Origin of the sequence: Streptomyces sp. XM83C (assembly GCF_023072675.1) — a bacterium.
GTDB lineage: Bacteria > Actinomycetota > Actinomycetes > Streptomycetales > Streptomycetaceae > Streptomyces > Streptomyces thermocoprophilus.
On record NZ_JALLGL010000365.1, the window covers coordinates 1 to 5,647 of the forward strand.

Annotated in this window: 6 protein-coding genes; 5 read left to right on the forward strand and 1 reads right to left on the reverse strand. The window is 72.0% G+C overall.

The window, feature by feature from the left end:
* Nucleotides 1-149: 149 nt before the first annotated feature.
* Nucleotides 150-854: a 3-oxoacyl-ACP reductase FabG gene (fabG, locus tag MTQ10_RS27215; protein ID WP_247472898.1), complete on the reverse strand. Its 705-nt coding sequence runs from the start codon at nt 852-854 to the stop codon at nt 150-152.
* Between the two features lie 237 nt (nt 855-1,091).
* On the opposite strand from fabG, the gene MTQ10_RS27220 reads away from it, so the two are divergent.
* From MTQ10_RS27220 to MTQ10_RS27240, 5 genes are all read left to right on the forward strand, one after another.
* Nucleotides 1,092-1,295 carry a DUF5708 family protein gene (locus tag MTQ10_RS27220; protein ID WP_247472899.1) on the forward strand — a complete coding sequence of 68 codons (204 nt, stop codon included), beginning with the start codon at nt 1,092-1,094 and terminating at the stop codon, nt 1,293-1,295.
* Between the two features lie 101 nt (nt 1,296-1,396).
* Nucleotides 1,397-2,137 carry a hypothetical protein gene (locus tag MTQ10_RS27225; RefSeq protein ID WP_247472900.1) on the forward strand — a complete coding sequence of 247 codons (741 nt, stop codon included), beginning with the start codon at nt 1,397-1,399 and terminating at the stop codon, nt 2,135-2,137.
* On the forward strand, nt 2,130-3,242 hold the full coding sequence (locus MTQ10_RS27230; RefSeq protein ID WP_247472901.1) for a beta-ketoacyl synthase N-terminal-like domain-containing protein: 1,113 nt from the start codon (nt 2,130-2,132) through the stop codon (nt 3,240-3,242). The genes MTQ10_RS27225 and MTQ10_RS27230 overlap by 8 nt, the downstream gene beginning before the upstream one ends.
* 351 nt (nt 3,243-3,593) lie before the next feature.
* Nucleotides 3,594-5,333 (forward strand): aa3-type cytochrome oxidase subunit I, encoded by a 1,740-nt coding sequence (gene ctaD / locus MTQ10_RS27235; RefSeq protein ID WP_247472902.1) that lies wholly within the window; start codon nt 3,594-3,596, stop codon nt 5,331-5,333.
* A 5-nt stretch (nt 5,334-5,338) separates the two neighbouring features.
* Nucleotides 5,339-5,647, forward strand: a 309-nt coding sequence (locus MTQ10_RS27240) for a hypothetical protein (RefSeq protein ID WP_247472903.1), incomplete at its 3' end; no start/stop codon positions are given.

Sequence of the window (5,647 nt, forward strand, 5' to 3'; positions counted from 1 at the left end):
GCACTCGGCCGTCGATGGCCGGCCGGGGGCGGTCGCGACGGCCGAGTGCCGGTCGACGCGCGTTGACCTCCGGTCGTCCGCGGGTCGTCCGCCGGTCGTCGGCGGAGGGCGTCCGCGGCCCCCGTCAGCGCGCGGCGCCCGGCGTGCCGTCAGTGCCCCATGCCGGCACCGCCGTCCACCGAGAGGACGGCGCCGGTGACGGCGCCCGCGTCGGCGGAGGCGAGGAACGCGACCGCCGCGGCGACCTCCTCCGGCCGGACCAGCCTGCCGACGGGCACGCCCGCCACGATCGCCTCTCGCCTCTCCTCCGGGAGCGCGGCGGCCATGTCGGTGTCGGTGAGGCCGGGCGCGACGACGTTCACGGTGATGCCGCGCCCGCCGAGTTCCCGGGCCAGTGAGCGGGCGAAGCCGACCAACGCCGCCTTGGACGCGGCGTAGTTGGCCTGCCCCGCCTCCCCCGAGAGGGCGACCTGGGAGGACAGCAGGACGATGCGGCCCCACCGTCGGCGCAGCATGCCGCGCACCGCGCGCCGGGTGACGCGGTAGGCGCCGGTGAGGTTGGTGAGCAGGGGGAGGGCGAAGTCCTCCTCGGACATGGCGTACAGCAGCCGGTCCCGGGTGATCCCGGCGCTGTGGACGAGCACGTCCACGGAGCCCAGCAGCTCCTCGGCCCGGTCGAACGCGTCCCGCACGCTGTCAAGGTCTGTGACATCGCAGGGCACGCCGAGCAGTCCGGCGGGCGGCGGTTCCTGACGGTAGGTGACAGCGACGTGATGTCCTTCGTCGGCCAGCCGCCGGGCGACGGCCAGTCCGATGCCCCGGTTGCCTCCGACGACCAGCGCGGTGCGCGCCATGGTTCTCCCCCTGTCCGTGCGGTTTCCGGGCGGTCGGCCGGTTTCCCGCATGATGTACGCGTGTGCGAATGGCGGTGTTCCCCGAGGAGGAGAAGGCGTCTCCTCGGGTCCATCGATCGATGTGGTGCGAACTCATCCGGTGGGCTGACGCCGCTCGATCGACCCTCTGCCTATCCTGACCAGCGACTGGTCAATTGGCCTTGTGTACTTGCATCGATCCCTGAGGAGACCGAGCCCGTGGCATCCCCCGCAAAGAACTTCACCGAAGGCATCGTCACGTTCGGCGTCGGGCTCGCGCTGCGTCTGTTCACCGAGGATGTCCACATCCCGGTGTTCACACTCACGAAGGTCGGCGTCGTGCTGATGGTGATCGGCGGCATAGAGATCCTCTACGGCTTGTACCGGGTGATGAGCGGCCGGGGCGACGAAGCCGGCTCCTGACAGAGCCTGCCACGAGAGTCACAGGAATGACATAAATTGACTTTGCGTGACTGCCGGGCCAAGATACCCCACAGTCACATGACGTGAACGGGGTGAGGAACGTGGTGCAAGGCAACGCCGGTACCGGCGACGGGACAGGCGGCCCGCTGCCCCGCCTCGCCCTCGCCGCGACGGAACCGGCGGTGTCCGTGTGCGCCGCCGTCGCCGCGCGGGCCGGCGCGGGGCTCGTCGACGCCCCGTCGGTGCACGCCAAGCCCGTGGCCGCCGTGAGCGCGGCCCTCGACGCGGCGTTCGCCGCCCTGCCGCAGCCGCTTCGCGACACCGCCCCCCTGTATGTGCTGTGCGACGACTACAGCGTGCTCGCCGCCCGGCGTCTCGCCGCCCGCTGCACGGACCCCGGCCGCCGGCTGCGGCCGTCCGACTCCGTCGCGGCGGAGACGTCCGAACTGGTACGCCCCTGGCTGACGGAGTCGGGCCGCACCGGACGCTGCTGGCTCCTCGCGGCCACCCCGGCCCGCACCGCGCTGCGCCTGGCCGCCCCGGAGAGCCGTCAGGCCACCGTGGTCTGCGAGTTCGTCCTCGTCCCCGGCGACGGCCCGCACGCCCCCGGCCTGGTCGCCGTCACCGCCGTATGGGGAGCCGACGAAGCCGTACAGGCGGCGGACAGGGCCGTACGAGGAGCGGACGAAGCCGTACGAAGGGCGGACGGAGCCGCACGAAGGGCGGACGGAGCCGCACGCGGAGCGGACGGAGCCCTCGTATCGCCGCCGGAAGACTCCGGGCCTCCGCCCTCCGCCCTGCTCACCGCTCTCCTGGAAGAAGGGACCGCGGCCCGTGTCTGAGGTCGTCATCAGCGGTACGGGTCTGGTGACCCCCTTCGGCCGGGGAACCGGCACGTACTGGCGGGAACTGGTCGCCGGCCGTACCGCGCTCGCCCCGGCCGCCCGCTTCCGCTCCCCCGCCTACCAGGGCGAACCCGTCGGCGAGGTACCCGACTTCGACCCCACGGGCCGCCCGCGCAAGCAGGCGTACGCCTCGGCCGCCGTCGAGGAGGCACTGCACGCCGCCGGCCTGCCGGGCACCCCCGACGGCACGCTGGTGATCACCGTCGGCCAGGCGCCCCTGCCCGCCGACGGCTCCGGACTCGGCGCGGAGGAACGGGAGTTCCTCGGTCCGGGCGCGGAAGGGATCACAGCGGGCGGCGACAGCGTGCACCTCACACACGCCTGCGCCTCCGCGCTCTTCGCCGTCGCCTTCGCCCACGAGGCGCTGCTCTCCGGGTCCGTGCCGGCCGTGCTGATCGTGGGGGCGACCGCGCTCAACCACTACGAGTACGCCAGCATGGACGTCGTACGGGCCGTGGACCGTGCCGCGTGCCGGCCGTTCGACACCGCGCGCGGCGGCATCTCCCTCGGCGAGGGCGGCGGCGCCCTGCTGCTGGAGACGGCCGACCGGGCCCGGGAGCGCGGGGCACGGCCCGAGGCGGTCGTCGCCGGTACCGCCTGCCGGGTCGCCGCAGGCAAGTCCGTCGCCTCGGACACGGACTCCGTCGCCGACTGTCTGCGCGAGGCGGTGGACGCCGCCGGTGCCTCCCGCCTCGACTACGTCCACGCGCACGCCACCGGCACCGCGCAGGGCGACACCGCCGAACTGCTCGCGCTGGAGACCGTGGCGGCCGAACGCGGCTGGACCGACGTCCCGGTCAGCTCCCACAAGGGCGCCGTCGGCCATCTGCTGCACATCTCCGGCGCGGCCGGCATCGCCGCGACGGCCATGACCCTGCGCACCGGGGTCGCCCCGCCGACGGCCGGGCTGCGCACCCCCGAGGAGACGGACCGGCTGACACTGCCGACGACGGCGCTGGAGACACCGCACGCCGAGGTCGCCGCCGTCAGCAGCTTCGGCTTCGGCGGCAACAACGCCACCGTGGTCCTGCGCCGGCCCTGACCAGCGGCGCAGGACCAGCCGGCAGCCCTGCGGGGCCGGCCGGAAACGCCGCCGCGAACGGGCATACCGACATCACCGCCCCACCCCCACCCGACCGCCGGGTCGAGCCGCGTCCGACAAGGGCGCGGCCCGACCCGGCGGTCGTTCTCGCGTACGCCCCCGATACGGTCCCCGCCGCAGGAAGGGACGTTGGACCCCACCCCCGGGCCGCCGAGGGGACGTTGGGCCCTAGAGGCACCCCGTACCCCTCCGCAGATCATGAAGCGCGGCCGGGGAGGCCCATCCGTTACCCGTGTCGAGTGCTTCCCGGCCGCGCCAGTGACATGAGCACAGCGGAAGGGACGTCGTCCGGTGGACGAGGCACAGATACGACAGGCGGGGGGCGCCGAGCCGGACCCCGCGGTCCCGGCGACCGGGAAGACGGCAGGGAGGGCCGTCGAGGAGGCGGCCGGCGGGACGGCCGGTGAGGCCCGGCCGGCCGGCCGGGCGGCGTGGGTGGACTGGCTGACGACCACCGACCACAAGAAGATCGGGACGCTGTACCTGGTCACCGCGCTGGTGTTCTTCATCGTCGGCGGTGTCATGGCGCTGATGATGCGGGCCGAGCTGGCGCGCCCCGGACTGCAGATCATGTCGAACGAGCAGTTCAACCAGGCGTTCACCATGCACGGCTCGATCATGCTGCTGATGTTCGCGATGCCGCTGTTCACCGGCTTCGCCAACTGGATCATGCCGCTCCAGATCGGCGCCCCCGACGTGGCGTTCCCCCGGCTGAACATGCTGGCCTACTGGCTGTTCCTGTTCGGCTCGCTCATCGCCGCGTTCGGTTTCCTCACGCCGGGCGGCGCCGCCGACTTCGGCTGGTTCCTGTACGCACCGCTGTCCGACGCGGTGCACTCGCCGGGGCTGGGCGCCGACCTGTGGATCATGGGTGTGGCGCTGTCCGGTTTCGGGTCGATCCTGGGCGCCGTCAACTTCATCACCACGATCATCTGCATGCGCGCCCCCGGCATGACCATGTTCCGGATGCCGATCTTCACCTGGAACGTGCTGCTGACGGCGCTGCTGGTGCTGATCGTGTTCCCGGTGCTCGCGGCGGCCCTGTTCGCGCTGGAGATGGACCGCAAGTTCGGCTCGCACATCTTCGACCCGGCCAACGGCGGCGCCCTGCTGTGGCAGCACCTGTTCTGGTTCTTCGGCCACCCCGAGGTGTACATCCTCGCGCTGCCGTTCTTCGGGATCGTCTCCGAGGTCGTCCCCGTCTTCTCCCGCAAGCCGATGTTCGGCTACATGGGTCTGATCGGCGCGACAATCGCGATCGCGGGTCTGAGCGTGACGGTGTGGGCGCACCACATGTACACCACGGGCGGGGTGCTGCTGCCGTTCTTCTCCTTCATGACGTTCCTGATCGCCGTGCCGACGGGGGTGAAGTTCTTCAACTGGATCGGCACGATGTGGAAGGGCAGCCTGTCGTTCGAGACGCCGATGCTGTGGACGACCGGCTTCCTGATCACGTTCGTCTTCGGCGGTCTGACCGGTGTGATCCTCGCGTCGCCCCCGATGGACTTCCATCTGTCCGACTCGTACTTCGTCGTCGCCCACTTCCACTACACCGTGTTCGGCACCGTGGTGTACGCGATGTTCGCCGGGTTCCACTTCTGGTGGCCGAAGTTCACCGGCAAGATGCTCGACGAACGCCTCGGCAAGATCACCTTCTGGACGCTCACGGTCGGCTTCCACAGCACGTTCCTCGTACAGCACTGGCTGGGCGCCGAGGGCATGCCCCGCCGGTACGCCGACTATCTCGCGGCAGACGGCTTCACCGCCCTCAACACCGTGTCCACGATCGGCTCGTTCGTGCTCGGCCTGTCCCTGCTGCCGTTCTTCTACAACGTCTGGAAGACCGCGAAGTACGGAGGGCCGGTCGAGGTCGACGACCCGTGGGGTTACGGCCGCTCCCTGGAGTGGGCGACGTCCTGCCCGCCGCCTCGGCACAACTTCCTCACCCTGCCCCGCATCCGCAGCGAGTCCCCGGCGTTCGACCTGCACCACCCGGAGGTCGCCGCGCTCGAACTCCAGGCGTCGAGGTAGACACCGTGTCCCACGCTGTTCTCGCCCTCGGGACCGCGGTACTGACCGCGTCCGGCTGTGTCTGGTACGTGCCGGCGCTCGCCGATCTGCGGGCGGGCGCCGACCGGCCCCTGTCGCGGCGCAGCGCGGCGGCGTCCTGTGTGACCGGCTGGAGCACGGCCGCGCTCGTCGCCGCGCTGCTGCTCCTGGCCGAGCCGTGGTGGATCCCCTGCGCGGCGGCGGTCGCCGGCGGTGCCGCGGCGGTCGCCCTGCGCGTCCACGCGGCCGTCGCCCGCCGCGCCGAGCACCGCGAGGCCGCCCGCCAGTGGCGTGGA